Source organism: Pseudomonas sp. O39, assembly GCF_045447295.1.
GTDB classification, from domain to species: domain Bacteria; phylum Pseudomonadota; class Gammaproteobacteria; order Pseudomonadales; family Pseudomonadaceae; genus Aquipseudomonas; species Aquipseudomonas antarctica_A.
The window spans coordinates 94,084-118,950 of sequence record NZ_JBJGXV010000013.1 but is presented as its reverse complement, the minus strand read 5'-3'; the positions used below and the strand labels follow the sequence as shown (position 1 = coordinate 118,950).

The window sequence follows — 24,867 nt, the reverse complement described above, 5'->3', positions numbered from 1 at the left end:
GAGACCTGTGATGCGTCGCTTAATTATGATCGGTGGCTGGACTGAGATTTATGTAAAGGCCAAGGAGTGTGGCTTCCATCTGACCGTCGTACAGCAAAAAGAAGATATTACGTTCGAAGACTTTCTCATCGCGGATCAAATCATTTCCTCTCCCATGGGAGAAAAAGTAGTCGTCGACCTGGTCGAGACGCTGCATCGAGGGAAGCCATTTCACGCGGTCGTTTCCTTTCAAGAGTTTGGTCTCTTGAATGCAGCGCTGATCCAGGATCGGCTGGGCATCCTGGGAAATCCGCTTGGCCCGGTTTTATTGACACGCGACAAAGGCCATATGCGCGCGCACATGAAAGCGACCGGCATACCATCGATTCCATTCGCAACCGTTAACAGCCCTGAAGAGGTCATCGTTTTTGCACGCGAGTGCGGATGGCCCATCATCATCAAACCGGTGAACGGTGCGGGGAGCCTGCAGGTGCACAAACTGTTTTCGGAAGATGAAGTGGTGCCAGCCTATCACGCTATCAAGCAGGATTTCTTGACCACGGATTTAATTAAATATGACTTTCCTGACATCGGGATTATTGCTGAAAAGTTTATCGAGGGCCCCGAAGTCAGTGTCGAGGCCATTTCTTGGGACGGTCAGCACACGGTATTGGGCGTCACCGACAAAATCACAACTGGCTACCCTGGATTTGTAGAGACCGGGCACAGTATGCCTTCGGCACTTGCGCCTGAAAAAATTGATGCCATCCAACGCCTAACCGAATCTTTCCTCACCTCTATTGGTCATCTGTATGGCCCCTCCCATACCGAAGTCATCTTTTCGGAAACCGGGCCCGTTATTGTTGAATCCCATACACGCACGGGTGGCGACCGCATTTTTGAAATGACCGAGTTGGCGTGTGGCGTCGACATGTTTACCGCTACGCTTCAAGGTTTGTTTGGGGCATTCCCGGACATTCAAATGACTAAAACCAACGGTGCCGCAATTCGGTATCTGTCGTTGCCGACAGGCCGGGTGGCAAGCATTTCAGGGTTGGATACCGCGAATCAATCGCCAGGGGTCGTCCGGTGCGATATCACGGTTAAGGCTGGCGACACCTGCAAACGCCCTCAGAACTCAGATGAAAGGGCTGGCTACATTCTTGCGAACGGGGACAGCGGACCGCAGGCAATTGACAACGTGATGCGAGCCTTAGCCAAGGTCACGGTTGAAGTGGAGCGCATTGATGCTTAGCTTGCTCTCACTCATTGCCGGCCGGGAATTCAGAAAATACATTGCCGCGTCGATATTAACCGCCATTGGAAGCGGCATGTATTTCGTTGCCATTTCTTGGTACATCTACACAACCTCAGGCTCCGCAATGGCAGTCGGTTGGGTGCTGATCGTTTCTTCATTGCCGGGTTTGCTGTTTTCACCGTGGATTGGAGTGTTGGTTGACCGGTGGAATGTTCGATCCATTTGTATAGTCGCCGATTTTGCGCGGGCACTCATTTTGATGTTCGTTGCGGTTTCAATGTACTACGAGGTCTTGGGGCTCGCATCAATTTACCTGGCGACCTTTCTGATCGCGCTGTGTGAGAACTTCTTTCAACCTGCCGTCGGTGCGTTGATACGCGATATTGTCCCGAAGGAGCGTCTTCTTGAAGCCAATGTGTCGAGCAGTATGAGCATGCAAATCGGCTTGTTGATTGGCGCCAGCATTGGCGGCTTTTTGGTTGCACTGTTCGGCACGCAATATGTGGTCGTCATTAATGTCATCTCATTTTCCATCTCTGGTTTCCTTACCCTATGGATAAAACACACGCCCGCGATCAAATACAGTGTCAATAAGTTAGTTAAGCCAAGTGTTATCAGGGAGTTTTATGACGCGATTCACTATGCGATTGGCACACGCTTTGTCATTGGGCTGGCCATCCAGCAAATGTTTATTTATGTAACGCTTTCTGTGTGCAATACACTTCTGCCGATTTTCGTTGATAGAGAGCTTTCAGCGGGCGCCCAAGGCTTTGGGTTAATTGATGCGGTGTGGGGAGTGGGCGCGATCTGTGGAGGCTTTTCACTGACCTATATTGTTAAAAAAATGAGCGCTGAGTGGTTTGGCGTCGTCGGCTTAACTGCGATTTCCTTTTTGCTGTTTATTTTCTTGACGGCAAATAGTGTGCCTCAAGCGGCGATTGCTTATTTCTTGTTAGGCGCTTTTGTCGTCATGATTCGGGTCAATTCAGACACCCTTATTGCGATAGGCGTAGAGCCCTCCCATTTTGGAAAAGTCAAAGCTGCCATTTCGATGTTCATCTCCTATGTGAGCCTTATTGCCTACGCGGGTGTGGGTTACTTGGGAGATATAATGTCTGTTCGCTGGATTTATTTGGCATTGAGCGTGGTTATTCTATGCTCGGCGCTGGGGATGTTATGGAAAAACCTATCGAAAGACGCACGCGTGGTATTAGGTAACGTCGACAGCGCTATTAAGGGGTGTCGAAAAACCAACGGTTGACGCACGCCAGCCCACCGATTTTTTGAGTTCCCACTGGCGGGGGTAGCAAAAAATCGGTGGGTCGTTCGGCCTCTTCCTAAAGCAGAAACGAGACCACTTGTTCCGTGTCGAACGGCCAGCCCAATTCAGCCCCTGTATCCACCCGCCGAAGCACCGGAATACGCAGGCCGTAGGTCTCGAACAGGGCTTCGGAGTCGGCAATATCGACCAGCTCGACCATCAAACCGTGTTCGACCAGCGGCATGACTTCTTCTTCGGCGAGCTCACACAGATGGCAGCCCAGTGTGGTGAACAACTGACATTCAGGAGTCATGACAAAGTGACCTGATAGGAAGTAGGTCACTATTCTATGCTCACCCCGATACGGCCAACAGCCCACAATCCCTGATCCAGATCACCATGGCCTATCACTGAGTCAGCGATCCTCGCAGCTTTTTGCCCGCTCACCCCGCAATGGAGATGCACGTGTTCGCCAACCTGCTGATCATTCTGGCTTCATCCCTGGTGGTGATTGCGCTGTTTCGCCGGCTACGATTGCCGCCCGTGCTCGGCTATCTGTGCGTGGGCCTGGCCGTGGGGCCCACCGCGCTGGACTGGGTGAATGACAGTGAAGACCTGCCTGACCTCGCCGAGTTGGGGGTGGTATTCCTGCTGTTTTCCCTTGGGTTGGAATTTTCCCTCACCAAGATGTTCGCGTTGCGCAGCGTGGTATTCGGGCTGGGCAGCTTGCAGGTACTGGGCTGCGGTGTGCTGCTGGGAGGCCTGCTGATGGGGTTCGGTCTGGCGCCAGGCGTCGCCCTGTTGCTGGGCGCCGGGCTGGCGTTGTCCTCCACGGCCATCGTCAGCAAGGAGCTGACCAGCCTCGGGGAAATTTTCAGCAGCCATGGCCAGAATGCGATTGGCGTGCTGCTGTTCCAAGATGTGGTGGCAGTGCTGCTGCTCACCTTGGTGCCGGTGTTTGCCGGTAACAGCGACCAGGCCTGGTACTGGGCGTTGCCGCTGACGTTGGGTAAAACCGTGCTGTTGTTCGTCGGCCTGCTGTTCGCCAGTCTCTGGTTATTGCCACGCCTGTTTCACGAAGTCGCGGCGTCCCATTCAGCGGAGCTGTTTGTGTTGTTGGCCCTGGTGATCGTATTGCTGACTGCCTGGCTCACTCACTTACTGGGGCTCTCCCCGGCCCTCGGCGCTTTCCTGGCGGGCATGCTGTTGGGCGAAAGCCATTACCGGCATCAGATCGAAGCCGACATCCGGCCGTTTCGCGACATCCTGCTGGGGCTGTTTTTTGTCAGCATCGGCATGCTCATCGACCTGCAGCTGTTCGTCAGCCATAGCCTGCTGATCCTCGGCTTGACCCTCGCACTGATGCTGATCAAGGCCTCGGTGGTCGCGGCCTTGGTCAAACTGCGCGGCAGCGACCGTGAAACGGCCTGGCGCAGCGGCCTGGCCCTGGCTCAGGGCGGCGAGTTCTGTTTTGCGCTGATGGCGCAAATGCAACACAGCCGGTTGATACCCGAAGCGTTCAACGGCCTGCTGCTCGCTGCCACCTTCTGCTCGATGCTGCTGACCCCGCTGTTACTGCGCGCTGCGCCGACGATTGCCCTGCGCCTGCACCGCAAGCCCAACCAGCAGGTGCAACTGGAAGCAATCACCGCGCTCAACGCCCAATTGAGCGGCCATGTGGTGATTTGCGGGTATGGCCGCGTCGGACAATCCATCGGGCGCTTTCTGCACCGCGAGCAACAGGCGTTCATCGCACTGGATGATGATCCGGCGCAGGTGCAGCAAGCCGCCACGGACGACAGCAGCGTGCACTACGGTGACTGTCGCCGTGGTGCCCTGCTGAGTGCGGTCGGCCTGGAACGCGCACGGTTAGTGGTGATCGCGGTGGATAACAGCGATGTCGCCCTATTGGTATTGACGGAGGCACGCCGGATCAATCCGGACGTGCCGATTCTGGTGCGCACCCGTGACGACAGCCAGTTGGCTGAACTGAAAGCCGCAGGCGCCAGCGAAGTGGTGCCCGAACTGCTGGAGTCGAGCCTGATGCTCGCCTCCCACGCCTTGATCCTGCTCGGGCTTTCGGACGAACAGGTGCAGGCGCGGGTCGACGAGGTGCGGCGTAACCGCTATCGCCTATTGCACGGTTTCTACCCGCGAACCGACGAGCCGATCAATCCTGACTGACCGCGCCGATCTTGTGGATCGACAGGTCCGCGCCGTAGTACTCCTGTTCCTGGCTCAAGCGCAGCCCGTGCACGCGCTTGATCACGCCGTACACCAACAGGCCGCCGACCAGCGCCACCGCCACCCCCAGCGCGGTGCCGATCAACTGGCTGATCAGGCTCACGCCGCCCAAGCCGCCAAGAGCGGTCTGGCCGAACAGGCCGCATGCGATACCGCCCCACACGCCGCACAAACCATGCAATGGCCACACACCCAGCACGTCATCGATTTTCCAGCGATCCTGGGCGGCGATGAAGAACCACACGAACAAAGCACCGGCGACGACACCGGTGACCAGTGCGCCCACAGGGTGCATCAAGTCGGACCCGGCGCAGATCGCCACCAGCCCGGCCAGCGGACCGTTATGCAGGAAGCCAGGGTCATTGCGGCCGATCACCAGGGCAGCAACGGTGCCGCCAACCATGGCCATCAGCGAGTTGACGGCGACGAGGCCGCTGACGCCATTCAAGGTCTGCGCGCTCATCACGTTAAAGCCGAACCAGCCAACGATCAGGATCCACGCCCCCAACGCCAGGAAGGGAATGCTCGACGGCGCGAATGCCACCAGACGCCCTTCTCGATAGCGCCCGTTACGCGGGCCCAAGAGCAGCACCGCCGCCAGCGCCAGCCAACCGCCCATGGCGTGCACCACCACGGAACCGGCGAAGTCATGGAAGCTGGCACCAAAGGTGGCGAGCAACCAGGCTTGCAGGCCGAAATTGCCGTTCCACACCATGCCCTCGAAAAACGGGTAGATAAACGCCACGATCAGCGCGGTGGCACACAGCTGAGGCGCGAACTTTGCGCGCTCGGCAATGCCTCCGGAAATAATCGCCGGGATCGCCGCCGCAAAGGTCAGCAGGAAGAAAAACTTCACCAGGCCGTAGCCGTGATCGGCACTGATCACCGCCGCCGGCTGCATAAAGCTCACACCGTAGGAGATCCAGTAGCCTATAAAGAAATAAGCCAAGGTCGAGATGGCGAAGTCGCTGAGGATCTTCGACAGGGCGTTGACCTGGTTTTTCTGGCGCACGGTGCCGACTTCCAGGAACGCAAAACCGGCGTGCATGGCCAGGACCATGACCGCGCCAATCAAAATAAACAGGGTGTTGGAGCTGTGGACTAACGTGTCCACTGCACTTTGCAAATTTTCCATGGAGGTTGGCAGGCCTGCGTTAAGGGCAAAAAGCACCAAAGCGGTTCAAGCCAGGGTTTCGCGCACTAAATTGGCACCGCCGGCCCCGCACCTCGTCAGAGGGCGTGAACCGCTTTAGCGCAGCGAACACCACAACAAGCCATTACCGACAGGGTTTTTCCGCGAGTTTGAGTTATTTAGGGTAAGGTTTTTCAAGGCATTAGCCTCAGGCCGCCCAGATTCAGCGCACGCCCCGGGGCATGCGCACCAAGGCAAAGCAAAAGCTGTACCAGACAATTGAAGTGAACCTTCACAGAAGCCTGTGACTCGAAACCACACGTACAGATCAGCCAATCACGGAGATAACCATGGCCAGAAGAACTGCAAAGACTGCTCAAGAGATACTGATGGCGGATTTTCAAACCCTGGTCAGTGACACTGAAAAGTTGCTCGACGACACCGCCGTGCTGGCCGGTGATCAGGCCGATGAGCTGCGTACCAAGATCCACGACAGCTTGCTCAAGGCCCGCGAAACCCTGCAACTGACCGAAGACTCCCTGCGCGAACGCGGCGCGGCGGCGGTCACTGCAACGGAAGATTACGTGCAGGCCAACCCTTGGCAGTCGGTGGGCATTGCCGCCGGCGTTGGTTTTCTGATCGGTCTGCTGGCTACAAGGCGCTAACATTATGTCTATCGGCGAATCCGGCTCGTCCACGAGCTCAAGCTCCACTTCCCGACGCCTGGGCGCGGCCGTTCTGGGCTTGCTGCACAGCCACGTCGAGTTATTTGGCATCGAGTTGCAAGAGCAGAAATCGCGCACGGTGAGCCTGTTGCTGTTCGCAGGCCTGGCGCTGGTGTTTGCCCTGCTGCTGTTGGTGGGGCTGTCGGCGCTGGTGATGATTCTGGTGTGGGACACTTACCGTCTCACCGGGATCATTAGCCTGTGCGTGTTCTATTCCCTGGCCGCAGTGTTCTGCGGAGTGCGCTTGAAGGCGGCGATATTCGATGAGTCCACGCCGTTCCATGCCACCCTTGAAGAACTGGCCAACGACCGGGAGCGCCTGCTGCCATGAGCATGACTGAAATCCCGCAAACCGCTTCCCGCCGCGAAATGCGCAAGGCGTTGATTCGCCTGCGCATGGAAATGCACCGCCAGGAAATCCGCCACGAGTCCCAGCAACTGATGGCCCCCCTGAACAAAATGCGCGACATGCGCCATAACTGGCAGGACAGCCTGGGCATCAAGCACGCGCCACTGTGGGGCGTGGCCGCGGTGACACTGATGGGCTTTTTTACCGGCAAGGGCGCCAAGGGCGGCAGCATCAGCAGCCTGACACGCTTGGTGCGGCTGGGCGCCGGTTTGATCCCGCTGATTAAATTGGCCATGCAAGGGGCTTCGCGTAAAGGCTGAACCGCGCTGGCTGCATTCTTGCAAACAGAATCGGCCCGGCCCTCGAACATGAGGGCCGGGCCTTTTTTTGCCAGCTCTCTTAAGGAGGCCCCGTGATCGACGGGCAACCGCTCGCCTGCTTCCAGCCGTTCATCGACACCGCCACCGGGCGCATTGCCGGTGTAGAGGCCCTCGGCCGCCTGCGCCAGGCTGATGGCCGCTTGCTGTCCGTGGGCCCGCTGTTTGCTGACCCGCGGACACCCGGCGTAACCTTGCGCCGCCTTGACCGACAAATCCGTGACAATGCTTTAAGTCGCCTCCATGAAGCGCCCGAAGACTGGTTTCTCAGCCTGAACATCTCGCCACGCTGGATCAATCGCCTGCGCCCTGGCCAAGCCTTGCCCAGTTTGAAACAGGTGCACGCCTACGGTATCGATCCGCGGCGCATCGTGTTTGAAATCACCGAGTTGGGAGGCGACATCCAGCGCCTGGCCGACGTGGTGGTGCGTTATCGCAACGCCGGTGCGCGGATCGCCATTGATGACTTCGGCGCCGGCTATTCCCAGCTCGACCGCGTTCTGGCGCTGCAACCGGATATTCTCAAGCTGGACATGCGCCTGTTCCAGGAAGCCGCTAAAGGCGGGCCGAGCAGTGACGTGGTAAGGGCGTTGGCGCAGATGGCGGAAAAAACCGGGTGCTGGATTATCGCCGAAGGCGTGGAAACCGAGGCGCAATTGAGTTTCGCCCTGGAATGCGGGGCGCGGTATGTGCAAGGTTACCTGTTTGCTCAGGCGCAGCTGGAATGGTTTGCAGCGGATGCCTTCGTAACGCGATTTGCCCAACTGCGTACGGTTTACGTCCAGCACAAACTCGCAGAGCGGGGCCGCTTGATGCAGTTGCGTCTGCAATTGGTCGAGCTGATGCGAATCCTGCAAACCTGGGCACAGTGCCGGGCGCCTCTGAATCAATTACCCCAATTGCCGGACTTCCCCTGGCTGCTGCGCTTTTACCAGTGCGACCGCCATGGCACCCAACTCACACCCAACTTCGAATGGCGCCAGGATGCCTGGCAGGCGGACAGCCGCTACCTGGGCCACAACTGGTCGTGGCGCCCCTACTTCTATCATCTGCTCGCCGAAGGCTGGGAGGAGCGACGCCTGACGCTCTCGTCGACCTACCGCGACGCCACCACCAACCAGTATTGCCTGACCGCCGGACAATTCTTCGATAACGGCCAGCGCTTGCTGTTAATCGATATCGATGCGGCCGGCCTGTAGATTTTCGCTTGCCGAGGCCCCGCTGAACCGGGAAGCTGGGAGGGTCATTCACCGTACGGAGAGTACCCGCCTTGGATTGGCCCACCCTGCTGACACGCGAACGTCTTGGAAAGCCCCTGCACAGCCCCGAAGAACTCGGCCGCAGCCCGTTTCACAAAGACCACGACCGTATTATTTTCTCCGGCGCATTCCGCCGACTTGGCCGCAAGACCCAAGTGCACCCGGTATCGAGCAATGACCATATCCATACCCGCCTGACCCACTCCCTGGAAGTCAGCTGCGTCGGCCGCTCTCTCGGTATGCGCGTGGGCGAAACCCTGCGCAGCGCCCTGCCCGACTGGTGTGAGCCGAACGACCTGGGCATGGTGGTGCAATCGGCCTGCCTGGCCCATGACATCGGCAACCCGCCGTTCGGGCATTCCGGTGAAGACGCCATTCGCCACTGGTTCCAACAGGCGGCCGGGCGCGGCTGGCTGGATGACATGAGCACTGCCGAGCGCAATGACTTCCTCAATTTCGAAGGCAATGCCCAGGGTTTTCGGGTACTGACCCAGCTGGAATACCACCAGTTCGACGGCGGCACACGGCTGACCTATGCCACCCTCGGCACTTATTTGAAATACCCATGGACCGCCCGCCACGCGGACTCATTGGGCTACAAGAAACATAAGTTCGGCTGTTATCAGAGCGAGCTGCCAATCCTTGAGCAGATCGCCCACAAACTCGGCCTGCCGCAGTTGGAAGAACAACGCTGGGCCCGTCATCCGTTGGTCTACCTGATGGAGGCGGCAGACGATATCTGCTACGCCTTGATCGACCTCGAAGACGGCCTGGAAATGGAATTGCTGGAATATGCCGAGGTGGAGTCGTTGTTGCTCGACCTGGTGGGTGACGATTTGCCCCAGACTTACCGGCAACTGGGCCCGGAGGACTCTCGTCGGCGAAAGCTGGCGATCCTGCGCGGTAAGGCGATCGAGCATCTGACCAATGCAGCCGCTCGGGCCTTTGTCGAACAACAGGACGCCTTGCTCGCCGGTACGCTGCCGGGTGACCTCGTGGAGCACATGCACGGCCCCGCCAAGCGCTGCGTACTGGATGCCAAGGACATGGCGCGTAAAAAAATCTTCCAGGACAAGCGCAAGACCCTGCACGAAATCGGCGCCTACACGACTTTGGAAATCCTCTTGAACGCCTTTTGCGGTGCCGCACTGGAGCAGCATGGGGGACGCACGCCGTCGTTCAAGAACCGGCGCATCCTCGACTTGCTGGGCAACAGCGCGCCAAATCCAGCCTGGTCGCTGCACACTTCGTTTTTGCGCATGATCGACTTTATCGCGGGCATGACAGACAGCTATGCCACCGAGATGGCACGGGAGATGACCGGGCGTTCCAGCCCGCAGTGAAGATGATGGTCGCGCCGCCTGCTTCCCGTACAGATTTTACCTACGACGGGAACAGAGCGGCCTGATCGAATTCGCACACCCACTCGAGGAATAATCGCGCACGCTTCTGGCGGACTTGCTACGCCCGCGCCCCCTCTGAATGAGCCATGTGCCTTCTATGCCCCTACCCCGTCTTCGAATCCTGTTGGTGGAGGATCATCCCTTTCAGCTCCTGGCCACTCAGTGCCTGCTCAAAAGCTTCGGCTTCGAGCACGTGACCCTTGCAGAAAATGCCGAACAGGCCATCCGCACGATGTCCAGCGCCACGACTCCGTTTGACCTCATGCTGTGCGACCAATGCCTGCCTGATCTGCCAGGGCTGGAACTGGTGGAAATTGCCAGCCGCCGCCACTTCATAAGCGGCGCCATTCTACTGAGCGGGCTGCCGGCGACGGAACTGTCCACCCTGACAACACAAGCCTTGCAACGCGGCCTGCCACTCCTTGGCTATTTATTGAAGCCTCTGAATAAAGACGAACTTGCAGCGTTGATCGCGCCAATAAGCCCACTATAAATACCGGACTTTAAACGCTCTTCAGCGACGGATGAGCGTCTGAAAACCAGCGCTGAATCTGTAGCTCCGTCCATCAGCACACTGATTCAAACATTGCTTACATCCGACGGCGCAAAGCCTTAATGGAGGGTAGGCAACTACCTTTTTTTATGTAGGAATTCTCCTGTTTTATATCTACTCCCCCAAAGGCTCATCCTACTCCGTCATCTTCTGAGCTAATGTGCCCGCTTTATTTGCACTTGCATGGAATATGATTATGAACACAGTTTTTATCATTGATGACCACCCGGTTATCAGGTTGGCGATTCGTATGTTGTTGGAGCACGAAGGTTATAAAGTCGTTGGCGAAACGGACAACGGTTGTGACGCGATACAAATGGTTCGCGAATGCCTGCCGGACCTGATCATTCTGGATATCAGCATCCCGAAACTGGACGGCCTCGAAGTGCTGTGCCGATTCAACGCCATGAACACCTCCATGAAAACCCTGATTCTGACCGCCCAGAGCCCGACGTTGTTTGCCACGCGTTGCATGCGCTCGGGCGCAGATGGCTATGTGTGCAAGGAGGGTGACCTGAGCGAACTGCTGAGTGCCATTCGCGCGGTGCTGTCCGGTTACAACTACTTTCCCAGCCAGGCATTGAATAGCAATGGCGCCGACGGCAAGGACGGCCTGGAACTTGAACTGTTCAAGGCGGTAAACGACCGGGAACTGATGGTGTTGCAACTTTTCGCACAGGGCCGCACCAACAAAGAAATCGCCAAAGGTATGTTTCTAAGTAACAAGACAGTAAGTACTTACAAAAAAAGGCTGATGCAAAAACTTAAAGCCAAATCCTTGGTAGAACTTATCGAGATGGCAAAACGAAACGCGCTAGTGTGAGAAAGCGGATGCCCAGGCGTATAAAGGACTATCTGATTGTATTAATTGCCAGTATGTGCTTGAGCACTACTGTGCCCGCGACCCCTCAACCCGGTCCGGAACACTTCACCTTATTGAGCCGCGCGGGTACCGTTCAAATGGATACTCAACTGGACAAGGCTCAGCGCCAGTGGTTGCAGAACAAACGCGAACTGGTGCTGGGCACCTCGGCACCTGACTACCCACCCTTCGACCTGACCTCCAGCGGCCACGACTATGAGGGCCTGACCGCCGATTACGCCGGGCTATTGGCCAAAGCCATGGCCCTGCCCATCAAGGTAGTGCGCTACCCAACGCGGGAAGCATCGATCCGCGCTCTGGAAACAGGTGAAATTGACCTGCTGGGTTCTTCCAACGGCTTTGAGGCCGCCAACCCGAATCTCATCCTGTCACAGCCGTACGCGGTGGATCAGCCGGTGCTGGTGACCCGCGAAAGGGAAACGCGCAGTTTGAGCGATGGCCTGGCCGGGCTGCGCTTGAGCCTCGTCTACCATTACCTGCCGCTGAGCGAAGTGGAAAAGTTGTACCCGCAGGCGGATATCCGCGCCTTTCCCTCGTATCAAAACGCCTTGAATGCAGTGGCCTTTGATCAGGCCGATGTGTTTCTGGGCGACACCATCTCCACCCATTACATGATCAACAAGGGCTACCTGAAGAACGTTCGCATGGCCAATTTCGGCAAGCATGAAGCCTATGGTTTCAGCTTTGCGCTGCGTCAGGACCAGCCCATTTTGCTAAGCATTGTCGATTCGGTACTGGCGGCCGTTCCCATCAATGAGCGGGACAGCATCGCCAAGCGCTGGAGCGCCGGCAGCGATATCTTGCTGACCGACAAGAAACTGCAACTGACCCAACGCGAAGCGCGCTGGTTGAAAGAGCACCCGGTAGTCAAAGTCGTGGTCAATGAGACCTTCGCGCCGCTGACGTTCTTTGATGCCGACGGCAACTTTCGCGGCATCACCGCCGACCTGCTGGAACTGACTCGCCTGCGTACCGGCTTGCGTTTCGAAATCCAGAGCAGTCGCGAGGTCAACGCGATGATAGAGCGGGTCATCTCGGGTAAGGCCGACGTCATCGGCGCGATCATCCCCAGCGCCGAGCGGGAGGCTCAGCTCAGTTTCAGTCGTCCCTACCTGGAAAACTCCTATGTCCTGCTGACTCGCAAGGAGCCCAACGCACCCTCGAGCCTGGAGCAGATGGCGGGCAAACGCCTGGCAATCACTGTAGGCAACCCGTTGGAAAAAATCCTGCAAAAGGAATTCCCCAAGATTCGCCTGGCGGAAGTCAGTGACACCTTCAAGGCATCAGAAATGCTGGCCCAAGGGAATGTAGACGGTGCGGTGAACTCATTGGTAATCGCCAACTACTTTCTGTCCTCCCAGGTTTTCCAGGACAAATTACAGATCAGCGCCAGCATCGGCACCCTTCCAGCCACTTTAGCCCTTGCGACACCACGCCGCGCCGTCGAGCTGAGTTCAATCCTGGACAAGGCACTGCTGAGTATTTCCCCGGATGAAATGGGGGTGATCAACAGCCGCTGGCGGGGTTACACACCCGCCTCTGACAGCTACTGGCGCAATTACCACGAGTTGATTGCGCAAATCATCATCGGTACTGGGTTGCTGCTGCTGATTTCCCTGACCTGGAACGCCTACATGCGCCGCCAGATCAAACACCGGAAGATGGCCGAACGGGCACTCAACGACCAATTCGAGTTCATGCGCGCACTGGTCAATGAAACGCCGCACCCGATTTACGTACGCGACCGTAAGGGCCTGCTGCAAACCTGCAATGACAGTTACCTGCAAGTGTTCGGAGTCAAACGCGAAGAGGTGATTGGCAAGAGTGTGGTCCAAATGGACATGGCTCTGGAGTCGGAGGCGGCGCAGTACCACGCCGACTACCAACGGGTGGTAGCGGAAGGTAACCCGCTGATCCTCGATCGCTCCCTGCATATTCACGGAAAAAAACTGACGATCTACCATTGGATTCTTCCCTATCGCGACTCGGACGGCGAAGTTCAGGGCATTATCGGCGGTTGGATCGACATCAGTGACCGGCGCCAACTGTTCGACGAACTGCGCGCCGCCAAGGAACGCGCCGACGAGGCCAACCGGGCCAAAAGCACCTTTCTCGCCACCATGAGCCATGAAATTCGCACGCCGATGAATGCGGTGATCGGGATGTTGGAACTGACCCTCAAGCGCGCCGACCAGGGCCATCTTGATCGCCCGGCTATCGAAGTGGCCTACAACTCGGCCAAGGATCTGCTGGAGCTGATTGGCGATATCCTCGACATTGCTCGCATCGAGTCAGGCCGCCTGAGCCTTGCACCTGAGCGCGTAAATCTGCGGGAAGTGATCGAGTCGGTGGTACGCGTTTTCGATGGCCTGGCCCGCCAGAAAACCCTCAGCCTGTTGCTTGAATTCGACACGGATCTGGACGACACCGCCGTGCTGATCGACCCGCTGCGCTTCAAGCAGGTGCTGTCCAATCTGGTCAGCAACGCGATCAAATTCACCGAGCACGGACAGGTGAAGATCAAGGTGCAGGTGCAAGCCACCACACTGCCGAACGAGATCCAGATGAAACTGGTGGTCGAGGACACGGGCATCGGCATCAGCCGGGACGACCAATTGCGCCTGTTCGAACCCTTTGCCCAGGCCGACAACTCCGGACACCTGGCCAGGAGTGGAGCCGGCCTGGGGCTGGTGATCTGCCGCAGCCTGTGCGAAATGATGGGGGGGCAACTGAGCCTGAGCAGCGTGCCCATGGTGGGCACTCAAGTACAGGTCAGCCTGAAGATGACGTGCCTGCAGCCAAGCGAGGTACAGGACGAACTCAAGTCACAGCCGCCCGCTGCCGCGCCGGTACTCAATGTACTGGTGGTGGACGACCACCCGGCCAATCGCTTGCTGATGTGCCAGCAATTGGGTTATCTGGGGCATCAGTTCACGGCTGCCCAGCAGGGTGCCGCCGGGTTTCTGGCCTGGCGTCAGGAGCGCTTCGACCTGGTGATAGCCGACTGCAACATGCCCGTCATGAATGGCTATGAGTTGAGTCGCTCAATCCGTGAATATGAGCAGCGAGAGCAACAGGCACCCTGTGTGATACTCGGCTTCACCGCCAATGCCCAGCCCGAGGAGAAACATCGCTGCGCGCAAGCGGGCATGAACGACTGCCTGTTCAAACCCATCAGTCTTACGGCGCTGGAGCAGCAACTGGCGCGGATCAGACCTCAATCGGCGGTCCTGCGCCTGGACCTCGACTGCCTGGATGCACTGACCGGGGGCGATCCGCAATTGAGCCGGCGCTTGCTGGAGGAACTGTTGGACAGCAGTCGTCATGACCGCCAGGACCTGCTGACCTTGATGGCCAGACAGGCGCCGCCCCACGAAATCATTGAGCAAGCTCACAAGATCAAGGGCGCCGCGCGCATCGTCCAGGCATGCTCACTGGCCGCGCAATGCGAAGCACTGGAGCAGGCGTGCGCCCATAGCGATGATCGCCCCCTGATCGAGGCCGAGGTGAAGTTCCTGGAAAAACTCATGCTGGAACTGGAGAGGACACTGCAAGTGCAGCTCCATAAGCTGGACAGCCAATAACCGAGGCCAGCCCTCTACGCCCAGGTCAGCAGTCGGTCAAGCGTAGAAAAATCGCCGCCAATTGTTCGATACCCGCCTGGTCCTGCTCGTTAAAACGGGCCAGCGACGGGCTGTCCAGATCAAGAACGCCAATCAGCACGCCATCCTTGATCAATGGCACCACCAGTTCGCTGTTGGAGGCGCTGTCACAGGCGATATGGCCGGGGAACGCATGTACATCGTCCACCCGCTGGGTTTGCCGTGATGCTGCCGCTGCGCCGCATACGCCACGACCGAACGGAATGCGTACGCAAGCAATCTGGCCCTGGAACGGGCCAAGCACCAGCTCTTCATGGCGGTTGAGGTAGAAACCTGCCCAATTCAAGTCGTCCAACTGGTTGAACAGGAATGCAGAGAACTGGGCGCTGTTAGCGATAAAGTCACGCTCATCGGCCAGCAGCGATTCCAGTTGTGCACACAACATTGCATAGCCATCCAGGCCGGTGCCGGCCTGTTGCAAATCGATCATGGTTGACGCTCCAGCAGTTTGAGTCCTACCCAGTAACGGGCGAATTGATACGCGCAACGGCCGTTGCGATTGCCACGCCCGGTGGCCCAGCGTACGGCAAGGATGTCGAGGGCTTCATCGCGCTGCCACTGCAAGCCGGCCTTGCTGGCCAACTCCCCGATCCAGTGTTCGACCACCTCCAGAAAGTGTTCCTGGCTGAACGGGTAGAACGACAGCCACAGGCCAAAACGGTCGGACAGGGCGATCTTGTCTTCCACCGCCTCACTGGGGTGCAACTCACCGTCCACCCGCTTCCAGTTGTCATTGTCGCTCTGGTTTTCCGGCACCAGGTGACGACGGTTGGAGGTGGCATACAGCAACACGTTTTCCGGCGCCTGCTCCAGGGAGCCGTCCAACACGCTTTTGAGCACGCGGTAATCGCCCTCGCCCGCCTCGAAAGACAGGTCGTCGCAGAACAGGATAAAACGCTGCGGCAGCTTGAGCAGTTGCTCGACGACGCGGGGCAGGTCAGCCAGGTGATCACGCTCGATTTCAATCAGGCGCAACCCCGCCTTGGCGTGCCGGGCCAGCAAGGCGCGCACCATCGACGATTTACCGGTGCCGCGTGAGCCCCACAGCAGCGCATGGTTGGCAGGCAGCCCATCCAGAAATTGCTGGGTGTTACGTGCCAGTTGTTCACGCTGTTTGTCTATGCCGATGAGGTCAGACAAGCGCATATCCAGGCTCACTTCCAGCGGCAGCAAAAAGCCACTGCGGCCTTCGCGCTGCCAACGGGCAGCAAGGCACTGGTTCCAGTCGATGGCTTGGCGCGGCGCAGGTAACAGCGGCTCCAGACGAGCAAGTACCGCATCGGCGCGCTCAAGAAAGGCATTCAATCGAGAATCCACGATTATTCCTCTGGCAAGTTCTTGCAAAAGATGGCGTATTGGCAACCCTGTGGCAGACCGCACAAGGCTGCGTATAAAACGATTCATGCCGGCCAAGCCAGAGCCAGTGGATGTTCAGCTATGCTTGCCGGGCGAAGGGAAACGTGAAGTGGTTCAACACTCGATGGATATCAAGTTCGCCCACCGCTTGTCTTATAAACAAGCCAGATTGACTGTGCTGGTAGGTTTCGTCTTGGGAACCTTGCTCAGCCTGATCCAAATCGGCATTGATTATGCCAGCGAAGACGCATCGATCAACCGTGAAATACGCTCACTGATCGAAATCAGCCATAACCCCGCCTCGCGTATTGCCTACAACATTGATGCTGAACTCGCCCAGGAACTGACCCAGGGCCTGCTGCATTCCCCGGCGATTACCCGCGCGCAACTGATCGACAACAATGGCGTGGTCCTGGCCGACGTGAATCGACCGCGCAAGGAAAGTGCTTACCGGCCCATCAGCGATTTTCTGTTTGGTGCCAACCGTGAGTTCGAAGACCGGCTGTTCCTGAGCCACATGCCCAATGATTCTCTCGGCGTGCTGCGTCTGGACGTGGACACCTACACCTTTGGCAGCCGTTTCCTGCACCGTGCCGAGATTACCCTGCTCAACGGGTTCGCCCGCAGCCTGCTCCTGACAGGAATCCTGCTGGGCCTGTTCTACGTGATGCTGACCCAGCCGCTGGTGCGCATTATTCGCGCACTGAGTACCAGCAAGCAGGCCCGCCTGGATTGCCCACCGGGTCACGAAAACGATGAAATCGGCGTACTGGTCAACGTCGCCAACCAGCAATTTGAAAACATGGAAACCGAAATCGAGCAACGGCGCCACGCCGAGGACCGCCTTACCGAATACTTGGGCCAACTGGAAGATATCGTCTCCGCACGCACCTTGGAGCTCAAGGCCAGCAACCAACGTTTGAGCCAATCCAACGATGAGCTGGAGGCGGCAAAATTGACCGCTTTGGGCATGGCCCAGGCCCGCGCCGCATTCCTGGCCAATATGAGTCACGAGATCCGCACGCCGCTGAATGGTTTGCTGGGCATGATCGCGTTGTCACTGGACAGCCCGTTGAACGCCGAACAGCGCCAGCAGCTGTCCATCGCCCACGACTCGGGCAAAGTGTTGGTGGAATTGCTGAACGATATTCTCGACCTGTCTAAGTTTGACGCCGGCCAATTGGAGTTGGAGCGCATCCCGTTTGATCTCGGCTCCCTGGTGGAAGACACCGCCAACTTGCTGTCGCAGAACGCGGCGCCGAGTGTCGAGTTAACCTGCCTGATCGACCCACTCTTTCCCGCCCAGGTGATAGGCGACCCGACACGTGTGCGGCAAATCGTCAGCAATCTGCTCTCCAATGCCTTGAAGTTCACCCGCTTCGGCCGTGTCGATGTGCGCCTCAGCGCACAGGATGGCCGGGTAAAAATCGAGGTCTGTGACACGGGCATCGGTATCGCCCAGGAAGCGCAGGTGAAGATATTCCAGCCCTTCACCCAGGCAGGTGCGGGGATCACACGCCAATTTGGCGGAACGGGACTTGGGTTGGCGTTGACGCACAACCTGTGTGAGGCGATGAAGGGCCGGTTGAGTATCAGCTCGGAGGTTGGTTTTGGCAGCCAGTTCTGTGCTGATCTGCCGCTGCCCATGCATTTGCCCGCCGCCCGTTACGCGCCCCTGGCGGGTGAGGTAATCGTCATCACCAGCGGCAGCAATGGCCTGACAGAGTTGCTGACCACGCTGCTGCCCCATTGGGGCCTGGCACCGCGCTGCTATTCACAGGACGATGACCTGAGCGGGCAAACCCCCGACCTGCTGATCACTGACTGCCCGGAGTGCCTGTTCCGCCTGCGCCCGGCGATTAGCGCGCCCATTCTGCTGGTCACCGCCTATGGCAACTTCATGCCCAGCGAGGAAGTCGCCGCCCTTGCGCCGCTGCAGCAACAGGCACGCCCGCTGAGCCGCAACGCGCTGTACCAGATTCTGCAGCGCAACCTGCGCAGCGATGCGCAACTGATCCTCGACCCTATCCAAATGGAAAGCACACCCCTCGCGCAGCGGGCGCGCATCCTGTTGGTGGAAGACAACCCGGTCAATCAGTTGGTGGCCAAAGGCATGCTCAGCAAGCTGGGATGCGAAGTCATTGTGGCCGCCCACGGCGGCGAAGCACTCAGGCTCCTTGAAGAACAGCGCTTCGACATGGTGTTGATGGACTGCAATATGCCAGTGATGGACGGCTACGAAGCCAGCCGGCAGATTCGCCGCAGCGGGCGCTGGCCGGACCTGCCTATCGTCGCCTTGACCGCCAACGCCCTCTCGGAAGAACGCCAGCGTTGTCGGGCGGCGGGGATGGATGACTACCTGGCCAAGCCGTTCCGCCGCGAAGAACTCAAGGCCCTGCTGGACCTTTGGGTGCCTGACACGACAAGCCTTTGATCTGCGCCAGCAACTGGTCCAGGCCGTCGCGCAAGGCGTCGGCCTGGTTCAGGTCCACGCCGCTGTCGCACAGCAGCCGGGCTTTCAAGGCATGCGCCTGGTCGCGCAACTGCAAACCCGCTGTACTTAGACTCAGGTGCATCTCACGCTCATCCAGCGTGCTGCGCTGACGCTTCACCAGCGCGAGCAGCTCCAGACGCTTGAGCAATGGCGTCAGCGTCCCGGAGTCGAGCATCAGGCGCTCGCCCAGGGCTTTGACCGTGGGTTGCAGCGGCGTTGCGTCCTGCCACTCCCACAGCACCAGCATCACCACGTACTGCGGGTAGGTCAGGCCCAACTGATCGAGCATCGGCTTGTAAGCGCGCGTCACCGCGCGGGACGCGGCATAGAGCTTGAAACACAACTGGTCGTCCAGCGCCAGGGACACGGCGGGCACGTCGGTCATTTGAGCAGGGCTTCGATCTCTTGGGTCAAGTCCTCCGGCTTGGTGGTCGGAGCAAAACGCTTGACCACCTGACCGTCGCGACCGATCAGGAACTTGGTGAAGTTCCACTTGATGCCCTTCGAGCCCAACAAGCCGGGCGCCTGTTTTTTTAACTGCACAAACAGCGGGTGGGCATCGCTGCCGTTAACGTCGATCTTTTTGAACAGTGGGAAGCTGACGCCGAAATTCAGCTCACAGAACTCGGAAATCGCGCCTTCGTTGCCCGGTTCCTGCTTGCCAAACTGGTTGCAGGGAAAGCCCAGTACCACCAGGCCTTGATCCTTGTACTGCTGCCAAAGTTGCTCCAGCCCCTTGTACTGCGGGGTGAAGCCACATTTGCTGGCGGTATTGACCACCAGGACAGCCTTGCCGGCGAAATCGGCCAAGGTCTTTTGCTCACCCTTGATGGTGGTGCACGGGATGCTCAGCAGGTTGTCACTCATGGCAGCGCCTCGAAATGAAAGGGGGTAAGAGCCAGGAAGATAGTAGGCAATTCAATTGCGTGCAATTTAATTGACCAGACTAATACCTCGTCATGGACCGCCCCGGCACCTTTGGCCGGGGCGGTACAAGGCTTAGCGCGGCACCAGGTCCAGGCACACCGAATTGATACAGTAGCGCAGGCCGGTCGGCGGCGGACCGTCGGGAAACACGTGCCCCAGGTGCGCATCGCACTTGGCGCAAGTGACTTCGGTTCGGATCATGCCGTGGCTGACATCACGGATCTCGATCATCGCGCTGTCGGCAATCGGCGCGTAGAAGCTCGGCCAGCCGCAGCCGGAATCGAATTTGGTGTTGGAGTCGAACAGTGGCTCATTGCAGCAAATGCAGTGGTATACGCCATCTGTCTTGGTGCCATTGTACTTACCGCTGAAAGGTCGCTCGGTGCCCTTGAGACGGCACACGTTGTACTGCTCTGGATCGAGCATCGCCTTCCATTCATCAACGGTTTTCTGCAACTTTTCCATCGGTACACCTCGGCAACTGAAAAAGCCTGATCTGTGTCTTTTCCATGGATCAGGCGGCACGTATGATTGCGCCTCGTCAAAACGCCAGTCTGGCACCCGCGCTATCGGCATTCAAACGTATTTATGGGTGCAGGCCTCGCAGGATTCGCAGTACGGTAGTGTCCACACCGTCTGGATCGTTCATTTTCAGGATCACATCGCCATGCAGGTCAGCAAATCGAACAAGCTCGCCAACGTCTGCTACGACATTCGCGGCCCAGTGCTCAAGCACGCCAAACGCCTGGAAGAGGAAGGCCATCGCATCCTCAAGCTGAACATTGGCAACCCGGCGCCCTTTGGTTTCGAAGCGCCGGACGAAATCCTCCAGGACGTGATCCGCAACCTGCCGACCGCCCAGGGCTACAGCGACTCCAAAGGCCTGTTCAGCGCACGTAAAGCGGTGATGCAGTATTACCAGCAAAAACAGGTGGAAGGTGTCGGCATCGAAGACATCTACCTGGGCAATGGCGTGTCCGAGTTGATCGTGATGTCCATGCAGGCCCTGCTCAACAATGGCGATGAAGTGCTGGTGCCGGCGCCCGACTACCCGCTGTGGACCGCCGCCGTGACGCTGGCGGGTGGCCACCCGGTGCATTACCTGTGCGATGAAGGCGCCGACTGGTTCCCGGACCTCGCCGACATCAAGGCCAAGATCACCCCGAACACCAAAGCCCTGGTGATCATCAATCCGAACAACCCCACTGGCGCCGTGTATTCCAAGGAAGTGTTGCTGGGCATGCTCGAACTGGCACGCCAGCACAACCTGGTGGTGTTCTCGGACGAGATCTACGACAAGATCCTCTACGACGATGCTGTGCACATTTGTACGGGTTCCCTGGCACCGGACCTGCTGTGCCTGACCTTCAACGGCCTGTCCAAGTCCTATCGCGTGGCAGGTTTCCGCTCCGGCTGGATCGCTATCTCCGGTCCTAAGCACAACGCCCAGAGCTACATCGAAGGCATCGACATGCTGGCCAATATGCGCCTGTGTGCCAACGTGCCGAGCCAGCATGCGATCCAGACCGCCCTTGGCGGCTACCAGAGCATCAACGACCTGGTATTGCCCCAGGGTCGCCTGCTGGAACAACGCAACCGCACCTGGGAATTGCTCAACGCAATTCCGGGTGTCAGTTGCGTAAAACCGATGGGCGCGCTGTACGCGTTCCCGCGAATCGACCCGAAAGTGTGCCCGATCTTCAACGACGAGAAGTTCGTGCTCGACCTGCTGTTGTCGGAAAAGCTGCTGGTGGTCCAGGGAACGGCGTTCAACTGGCCGTGGCCGGATCACTTCCGAGTGGTGACCTTGCCACGTGTAGATGACCTGGACATGGCCATTGGTCGCATCGGCAACTTCCTGAAGTCGTATCGCCAGTAATGCAAATATCGCTGTACGATCACTATCAGGTCGTACAGCGAGTATCTGGCAACACTTCTCTGCACTGCCCCCCTCCTCTGCTGTCGCTGCACACCACGGACCGGTCAGCCCCCTATGATTACAGGGCGCCAAGGCAGGGGTGCGGTTATCCCGACCTACTTTTCAGGTGGGAAATGCCTTTCAAGACTCTACATTCATGCTGTAGGACACAGTTTGAAATAGTCGCTCGGTTGAATCACCCCAGGCCGCACCTTATATACCCCGCAGTACGCGACATATTAAGCATGAGGAGAACTCTACAACCATGATGCGCATCCTGCTGTTCTTGGCCACTAACCTGGCGGTCGTGCTGATTGCCAGCATCACCCTGAGCCTTTTTGGCTTCAACGGGTTCATGGCGGCCAACGGGGTTGATCTGAACCTCAATCAGCTGCTGGTTTTCTGTGCGGTCTTTGGTTTTGCCGGCTCACTGTTCTCGCTGTTCATCTCCAAGTGGATGGCAAAGATGAGCACCAGCACCCAGGTCATCACCCAGCCACGCACCCGGCATGAGCAATGGTTGCTGCAAACCGTTGAGCAATTGTCCCGCGAGGCCGGAATCAAGATGCCTGAGGTCGGGATCTTCCCGGCCTATGAAGCCAACGCCTTTGCCACCGGCTGGAACAAGAACGACGCGCTCGTTGCGGTGAGCCAGGGCATGCTGGAACGCTTCTCATACGATGAAGTGAAGGCAGTACTTGCCCACGAGATCGGTCACGTGGCCAACGGCGACATGGTTACCCTGGCGCTGGTACAAGGCGTGGTGAACACCTTCGTGATGTTCTTCGCACGGATCATCGGCAACTTCGTCGACAAGGTGATCTTCAAGAACGAAGAGGGCCGTGGCATTGCCTACTTCGTGGCGACCATCTTCGCGGAAGTGGTGCTGGGCTTCCTGGCCAGTGCCATCACCATGTGGTTCTCGCGCAAACGCGAATTCCGCGCAGACGAAGCCGGTGCCCGCCTGGCCGGTACCGGGGCAATGATCGCAGCGCTGCAACACCTGCGCTCCGAACAGGGCCTGCCGGTGCACATGCCCGACAGCCTGACAGCCTTTGGTATCAACGGTGGCATCAAGCAAGGCTTTGCACGCATGTTCATGAGCCACCCACCGCTGGAAGAGCGTATCGACGCGCTGCGTCGTCGGGGCTGATTACCGGTAGCTACGCAAAAAGGGGCGATTTGATCGCCCCTTTTTTATACCCGCGATTTACGCCTTGTCCAACCGATAGGCACGCTCTTCAAGGCGCGTGACGCCGTCCTGCATAGCCTTCCAGCTCTCGCTCAGTATGTCTCGCTCCTCCAACACCTCCAGGCCCCAACGGGAGCCGAGCAACACCCGGACTTCTTCGTCGGTTACCGCAAACGGTGGGCCGACCTTCTGCGTCTGGTCATAATCCAGCGTGATCAACAATCCCTTGCAGCCAGGCCGCAGCAGACTATTGAGATGCTCGGTATATTGCGCCCGCATCAGTGGTGGCAACGCGATCAACGCCGCGCGGTCGTAAAGCGCTGTGCAATCGTTCACCGCACCGGCGTCGAGAGCAAAGAAGTCGCCACACCACACCTCGATCAGCCCGGACTGATACACCTTGAACACACCTTGCTGGCGAATATGCGGTGTCAGCGACTGCTCACTGAAGAAGGCTTCAACTGCCTGCTCCGACAACTCCACGCCCATCACCGAATATTCGAGACTCGCCAGCCAGATTAAATCCAGGCTTTTGCCACACAGCGGTACCAGCACCTTGGCTCCGTCAGACAAGCCCAGCGTTGGCCAGTGCCGCAGCAGGTAGGGATTGACCTCGGGCAGATGAAAACCGATCTGGTTGCGCGCCCAACGCTCTTGCCAAAACTTAGGCTCCATAAATCACCCTGAAAATTCGATCAAAAGGGGCTAAAACTTATATTAGATTTAGATCAATGATCTGATTGAAGATGAGCCCATCTTAACGCTCAGGACCCCACTTATGCTCCCCAGCCTGTTTATCTCCCACGGCTCACCCATGCTTGCGCTGCAACCTGGCGCCAGCGGCCCGGCGCTGCGGCGTTTGGCGGCTGAACTGCCACGGCCCAAGGCGATTGTAGTAGTGTCCGCGCACTGGGAAAGCCAAGAATTACTGGTCACCGGCAGCGCCGCTCCGGAAACCTGGCACGATTTCGGGGGTTTCCCCCGCGAACTGTTTGCCGTGCAATACCCGGCGCCGGGCGACCCACAGTTGGCGAGTGAAATTGTCGACCTGCTCAATGCTGACGGCCTGGATGCGCGAATCGATGATCGCCGCCCCTTCGACCACGGCACCTGGGTGCCGCTATCGCTGATGTACCCGGCGGCGGATATTCCAGTGGTGCAAGTCTCGCTGCCCAGCCGCATGGGCCCGGCCCTGCAGACCCGAGTCGGGCACGCGCTCGCCGGTTTGCGCGAGCAAGGCGTGCTGTTGATCGGCTCCGGCAGCATCACCCATAACCTCGGCGAGCTGAACTGGCACGCCGGCCCCGAGAGCATCGAGCCATGGGCACGCGACTTCCGCGACTGGGTGGTGGATAAACTCGCCGCCAACGACGAAGCGGCCTTGCACGACTATCGCCGCCAGGCGCCCCATGCCGTGCGCAGCCATCCCAGCGATGAACACCTGTTGCCGCTGTACTTTGCGCGTGGCGCCGGTGGCGACTTCAGTGTGGCGCATCAGGGGTTCACGATGGGCGCGCTGGGGATGGACATCTACCGTTTCGGCTAACAGAGATCTAAAGGTGGGAGATGTGTTGCCCATCCTGCCCAGAAGAACTGGCGCGCCTGCTGGGCTGAGCCTGAAATGCTCTCTAATCGACAACAGAGATCAACTGTGGGAGCGGGCTTGCTCGCGAATGCGGTGGGTCAGTCAGCCTCCATGTGTCTGAAAGACTGCATTCGCGAGCAAGCCCGCTCCCACATGGGATCTTGGGTGTCTGGTCGAGCGGTGACTCAGGCGGCGGTGTGTCAGTTGCCCGAAATGTTGGCGGGTACACCGCTATCGCAGGCAAGCCAGCTCCCACAGTTGATCGCGTAGTCCTCCAGAAATGCCAGGCAAAAAAAATCCCCGAACCAGT

Annotated in this window: 23 protein-coding genes; 15 read left to right on the top strand and 8 right to left on the bottom strand. The window is 58.3% G+C overall.

Going from position 1 to position 24,867, the window contains the following annotated elements:
* Positions 1–10: 10 nt before the first annotated feature.
* On the top strand, positions 11–1,234 hold the full coding sequence (locus ACI77D_RS17890; protein WP_407017155.1) for an ATP-grasp domain-containing protein: 1,224 nt from the start codon (positions 11–13) through the stop codon (positions 1,232–1,234).
* Positions 1,227–2,498 (top strand): MFS transporter, encoded by a 1,272-nt coding sequence (locus ACI77D_RS17885; RefSeq protein ID WP_407017154.1) that lies wholly within the window; start codon positions 1,227–1,229, stop codon positions 2,496–2,498. The genes ACI77D_RS17890 and ACI77D_RS17885 overlap by 8 nt, the downstream gene beginning before the upstream one ends.
* 76 nt (positions 2,499–2,574) lie before the next feature.
* Here the strand turns inward: ACI77D_RS17885 and ACI77D_RS17880 are convergent, their stop codons facing one another.
* Positions 2,575–2,811 carry a glutaredoxin family protein gene (locus tag ACI77D_RS17880; RefSeq protein ID WP_407017153.1) on the bottom strand — a complete coding sequence of 79 codons (237 nt, stop codon included), beginning with the start codon at positions 2,809–2,811 and terminating at the stop codon, positions 2,575–2,577.
* Positions 2,812–2,957: 146 nt separating this feature from the next.
* Here ACI77D_RS17880 and ACI77D_RS17875 point away from each other — a divergent pair, with 146 nt between their 5' ends.
* Positions 2,958–4,682 (top strand): cation:proton antiporter, encoded by a 1,725-nt coding sequence (locus tag ACI77D_RS17875; RefSeq protein ID WP_407017152.1) that lies wholly within the window; start codon positions 2,958–2,960, stop codon positions 4,680–4,682.
* Here the strand turns inward: ACI77D_RS17875 and ACI77D_RS17870 are convergent.
* Positions 4,669–5,877, bottom strand: coding sequence for an ammonium transporter (locus ACI77D_RS17870; RefSeq protein WP_407017151.1), 1,209 nt, complete (start codon positions 5,875–5,877; stop codon positions 4,669–4,671). The two genes, ACI77D_RS17875 and ACI77D_RS17870, sit on opposite strands and share 14 nt — an antisense overlap.
* 347 nt (positions 5,878–6,224) lie before the next feature.
* Here ACI77D_RS17870 and ACI77D_RS17865 point away from each other — a divergent pair, with 347 nt between their 5' ends.
* The 8 genes from ACI77D_RS17865 (at position 6,225) to ACI77D_RS17830 (ending at position 15,007) form a co-directional block, all read left to right on the top strand.
* The gene (locus ACI77D_RS17865; RefSeq protein ID WP_053255177.1) at positions 6,225–6,539 is read left to right on the top strand and encodes a YqjD family protein; all 315 of its coding nucleotides are present in this window, start codon (positions 6,225–6,227) and stop codon (positions 6,537–6,539) included.
* Positions 6,540–6,543: 4 nt separating this feature from the next.
* Positions 6,544–6,930: a phage holin family protein gene (locus tag ACI77D_RS17860; RefSeq protein WP_407017150.1), complete on the top strand. Its 387-nt coding sequence runs from the start codon at positions 6,544–6,546 to the stop codon at positions 6,928–6,930.
* Positions 6,927–7,268, top strand: a complete 342-nt coding sequence (locus ACI77D_RS17855) for a hypothetical protein (protein WP_064451559.1) — start codon at positions 6,927–6,929, stop codon at positions 7,266–7,268. Before ACI77D_RS17860 ends, ACI77D_RS17855 begins: the two co-directional genes overlap by 4 nt.
* Positions 7,269–7,360: 92 nt before the next feature.
* Entirely contained in the window at positions 7,361–8,524 is a 1,164-nt protein-coding gene (locus tag ACI77D_RS17850; RefSeq protein ID WP_064451558.1) for an EAL domain-containing protein, read from the top strand.
* A 71-nt stretch (positions 8,525–8,595) separates the two neighbouring features.
* Complete coding sequence (locus ACI77D_RS17845) at positions 8,596–9,927, top strand: deoxyguanosinetriphosphate triphosphohydrolase (RefSeq protein ID WP_407017149.1); 1,332 nt, start codon at positions 8,596–8,598, stop codon at positions 9,925–9,927.
* A 157-nt stretch (positions 9,928–10,084) separates the two neighbouring features.
* Positions 10,085–10,480 carry a response regulator gene (locus tag ACI77D_RS17840; protein ID WP_064451556.1) on the top strand — a complete coding sequence of 132 codons (396 nt, stop codon included), beginning with the start codon at positions 10,085–10,087 and terminating at the stop codon, positions 10,478–10,480.
* Positions 10,481–10,736: 256 nt separating this feature from the next.
* Positions 10,737–11,363, top strand: coding sequence for a response regulator transcription factor (locus tag ACI77D_RS17835; protein ID WP_064451555.1), 627 nt, complete (start codon positions 10,737–10,739; stop codon positions 11,361–11,363).
* Between the two features lie 8 nt (positions 11,364–11,371).
* Positions 11,372–15,007, top strand: a complete 3,636-nt coding sequence (locus tag ACI77D_RS17830) for a transporter substrate-binding domain-containing protein (RefSeq protein ID WP_407017148.1) — start codon at positions 11,372–11,374, stop codon at positions 15,005–15,007.
* A gap of 25 nt (positions 15,008–15,032) precedes the next feature.
* Here the strand turns inward: ACI77D_RS17830 and ACI77D_RS17825 are convergent, their stop codons facing one another.
* Complete coding sequence (locus ACI77D_RS17825) at positions 15,033–15,515, bottom strand: GAF domain-containing protein (RefSeq protein ID WP_064451553.1); 483 nt, start codon at positions 15,513–15,515, stop codon at positions 15,033–15,035.
* The gene (locus ACI77D_RS17820; protein WP_064451552.1) at positions 15,512–16,402 is read right to left on the bottom strand and encodes an ATP-binding protein; all 891 of its coding nucleotides are present in this window, start codon (positions 16,400–16,402) and stop codon (positions 15,512–15,514) included. The genes ACI77D_RS17825 and ACI77D_RS17820 overlap by 4 nt, the downstream gene beginning before the upstream one ends.
* Before the next feature lie 163 nt (positions 16,403–16,565).
* Between ACI77D_RS17820 and ACI77D_RS17815 the strand changes: the two genes are divergently transcribed.
* Complete coding sequence (locus tag ACI77D_RS17815) at positions 16,566–18,875, top strand: response regulator (protein WP_407017147.1); 2,310 nt, start codon at positions 16,566–16,568, stop codon at positions 18,873–18,875.
* On the opposite strand, the gene ACI77D_RS17810 is transcribed toward ACI77D_RS17815, so the two are convergent.
* From ACI77D_RS17810 to msrB, 3 genes are all read right to left on the bottom strand, one after another.
* Entirely contained in the window at positions 18,829–19,320 is a 492-nt protein-coding gene (locus tag ACI77D_RS17810; RefSeq protein ID WP_407017146.1) for a MarR family winged helix-turn-helix transcriptional regulator, read from the bottom strand. The genes ACI77D_RS17815 and ACI77D_RS17810 overlap by 47 nt on opposite strands.
* Positions 19,317–19,802 carry a glutathione peroxidase gene (locus ACI77D_RS17805; protein ID WP_053255166.1) on the bottom strand — a complete coding sequence of 162 codons (486 nt, stop codon included), beginning with the start codon at positions 19,800–19,802 and terminating at the stop codon, positions 19,317–19,319. Before ACI77D_RS17805 ends, ACI77D_RS17810 begins: the two co-directional genes overlap by 4 nt.
* A gap of 132 nt (positions 19,803–19,934) precedes the next feature.
* Positions 19,935–20,327 carry a peptide-methionine (R)-S-oxide reductase MsrB gene (msrB, locus tag ACI77D_RS17800; RefSeq protein WP_064451550.1) on the bottom strand — a complete coding sequence of 131 codons (393 nt, stop codon included), beginning with the start codon at positions 20,325–20,327 and terminating at the stop codon, positions 19,935–19,937.
* A gap of 202 nt (positions 20,328–20,529) precedes the next feature.
* On the opposite strand from msrB, the gene ACI77D_RS17795 reads away from it, so the two are divergent.
* Together ACI77D_RS17795 and htpX are read left to right on the top strand one after the other, a co-directional pair.
* Positions 20,530–21,741 (top strand): pyridoxal phosphate-dependent aminotransferase, encoded by a 1,212-nt coding sequence (locus ACI77D_RS17795; RefSeq protein ID WP_058411776.1) that lies wholly within the window; start codon positions 20,530–20,532, stop codon positions 21,739–21,741.
* A gap of 304 nt (positions 21,742–22,045) precedes the next feature.
* The gene (gene htpX, locus ACI77D_RS17790) at positions 22,046–22,933 is read left to right on the top strand and encodes a protease HtpX (RefSeq protein ID WP_064451549.1); all 888 of its coding nucleotides are present in this window, start codon (positions 22,046–22,048) and stop codon (positions 22,931–22,933) included.
* A 57-nt stretch (positions 22,934–22,990) separates the two neighbouring features.
* Here htpX and ACI77D_RS17785 read toward each other — a convergent pair whose 3' ends face one another.
* Positions 22,991–23,647, bottom strand: coding sequence for a thiopurine S-methyltransferase (locus ACI77D_RS17785; RefSeq protein WP_407017145.1), 657 nt, complete (start codon positions 23,645–23,647; stop codon positions 22,991–22,993).
* 103 nt (positions 23,648–23,750) lie between these two features.
* Here ACI77D_RS17785 and ACI77D_RS17780 point away from each other — a divergent pair, with 103 nt between their 5' ends.
* Positions 23,751–24,518, top strand: coding sequence for a class III extradiol ring-cleavage dioxygenase (locus ACI77D_RS17780; protein ID WP_064451547.1), 768 nt, complete (start codon positions 23,751–23,753; stop codon positions 24,516–24,518).
* The last annotated feature ends 349 nt before the right edge of the window (positions 24,519–24,867 follow it).

Bases quoted from the DNA above. Each gene is read 5' to 3' on its own strand.
- ACI77D_RS17780 (WP_064451547.1), top strand. From the start codon at position 23,751: ATGCTCCCCAGCCTGTTTATCTCCCACGGCTCACCCATGCTTGCGCTG.
- ACI77D_RS17825 (WP_064451553.1), bottom strand. From the start codon at position 15,515: ATGATCGATTTGCAACAGGCCGGCACCGGCCTGGATGGCTATGCAATG.
- htpX (WP_064451549.1), top strand. From the start codon at position 22,046: ATGATGCGCATCCTGCTGTTCTTGGCCACTAACCTGGCGGTCGTGCTG.
- ACI77D_RS17890 (WP_407017155.1), top strand. From the start codon at position 11: ATGCGTCGCTTAATTATGATCGGTGGCTGGACTGAGATTTATGTAAAG.
- msrB (WP_064451550.1), bottom strand. From the start codon at position 20,327: ATGGAAAAGTTGCAGAAAACCGTTGATGAATGGAAGGCGATGCTCGAT.
- ACI77D_RS17835 (WP_064451555.1), top strand. From the start codon at position 10,737: ATGAACACAGTTTTTATCATTGATGACCACCCGGTTATCAGGTTGGCG.
- ACI77D_RS17785 (WP_407017145.1), bottom strand. From the start codon at position 23,647: ATGGAGCCTAAGTTTTGGCAAGAGCGTTGGGCGCGCAACCAGATCGGT.
- ACI77D_RS17805 (WP_053255166.1), bottom strand. From the start codon at position 19,802: ATGAGTGACAACCTGCTGAGCATCCCGTGCACCACCATCAAGGGTGAG.
- ACI77D_RS17885 (WP_407017154.1), top strand. From the start codon at position 1,227: ATGCTTAGCTTGCTCTCACTCATTGCCGGCCGGGAATTCAGAAAATAC.
- ACI77D_RS17855 (WP_064451559.1), top strand. From the start codon at position 6,927: ATGAGCATGACTGAAATCCCGCAAACCGCTTCCCGCCGCGAAATGCGC.
- ACI77D_RS17875 (WP_407017152.1), top strand. From the start codon at position 2,958: ATGCACGTGTTCGCCAACCTGCTGATCATTCTGGCTTCATCCCTGGTG.
- ACI77D_RS17810 (WP_407017146.1), bottom strand. From the start codon at position 19,320: ATGACCGACGTGCCCGCCGTGTCCCTGGCGCTGGACGACCAGTTGTGT.
- ACI77D_RS17815 (WP_407017147.1), top strand. From the start codon at position 16,566: ATGGATATCAAGTTCGCCCACCGCTTGTCTTATAAACAAGCCAGATTG.
- ACI77D_RS17860 (WP_407017150.1), top strand. From the start codon at position 6,544: ATGTCTATCGGCGAATCCGGCTCGTCCACGAGCTCAAGCTCCACTTCC.
- ACI77D_RS17795 (WP_058411776.1), top strand. From the start codon at position 20,530: ATGCAGGTCAGCAAATCGAACAAGCTCGCCAACGTCTGCTACGACATT.
- ACI77D_RS17865 (WP_053255177.1), top strand. From the start codon at position 6,225: ATGGCCAGAAGAACTGCAAAGACTGCTCAAGAGATACTGATGGCGGAT.
- ACI77D_RS17870 (WP_407017151.1), bottom strand. From the start codon at position 5,877: ATGGAAAATTTGCAAAGTGCAGTGGACACGTTAGTCCACAGCTCCAAC.
- ACI77D_RS17840 (WP_064451556.1), top strand. From the start codon at position 10,085: ATGCCCCTACCCCGTCTTCGAATCCTGTTGGTGGAGGATCATCCCTTT.
- ACI77D_RS17830 (WP_407017148.1), top strand. From the start codon at position 11,372: ATGCCCAGGCGTATAAAGGACTATCTGATTGTATTAATTGCCAGTATG.
- ACI77D_RS17880 (WP_407017153.1), bottom strand. From the start codon at position 2,811: ATGACTCCTGAATGTCAGTTGTTCACCACACTGGGCTGCCATCTGTGT.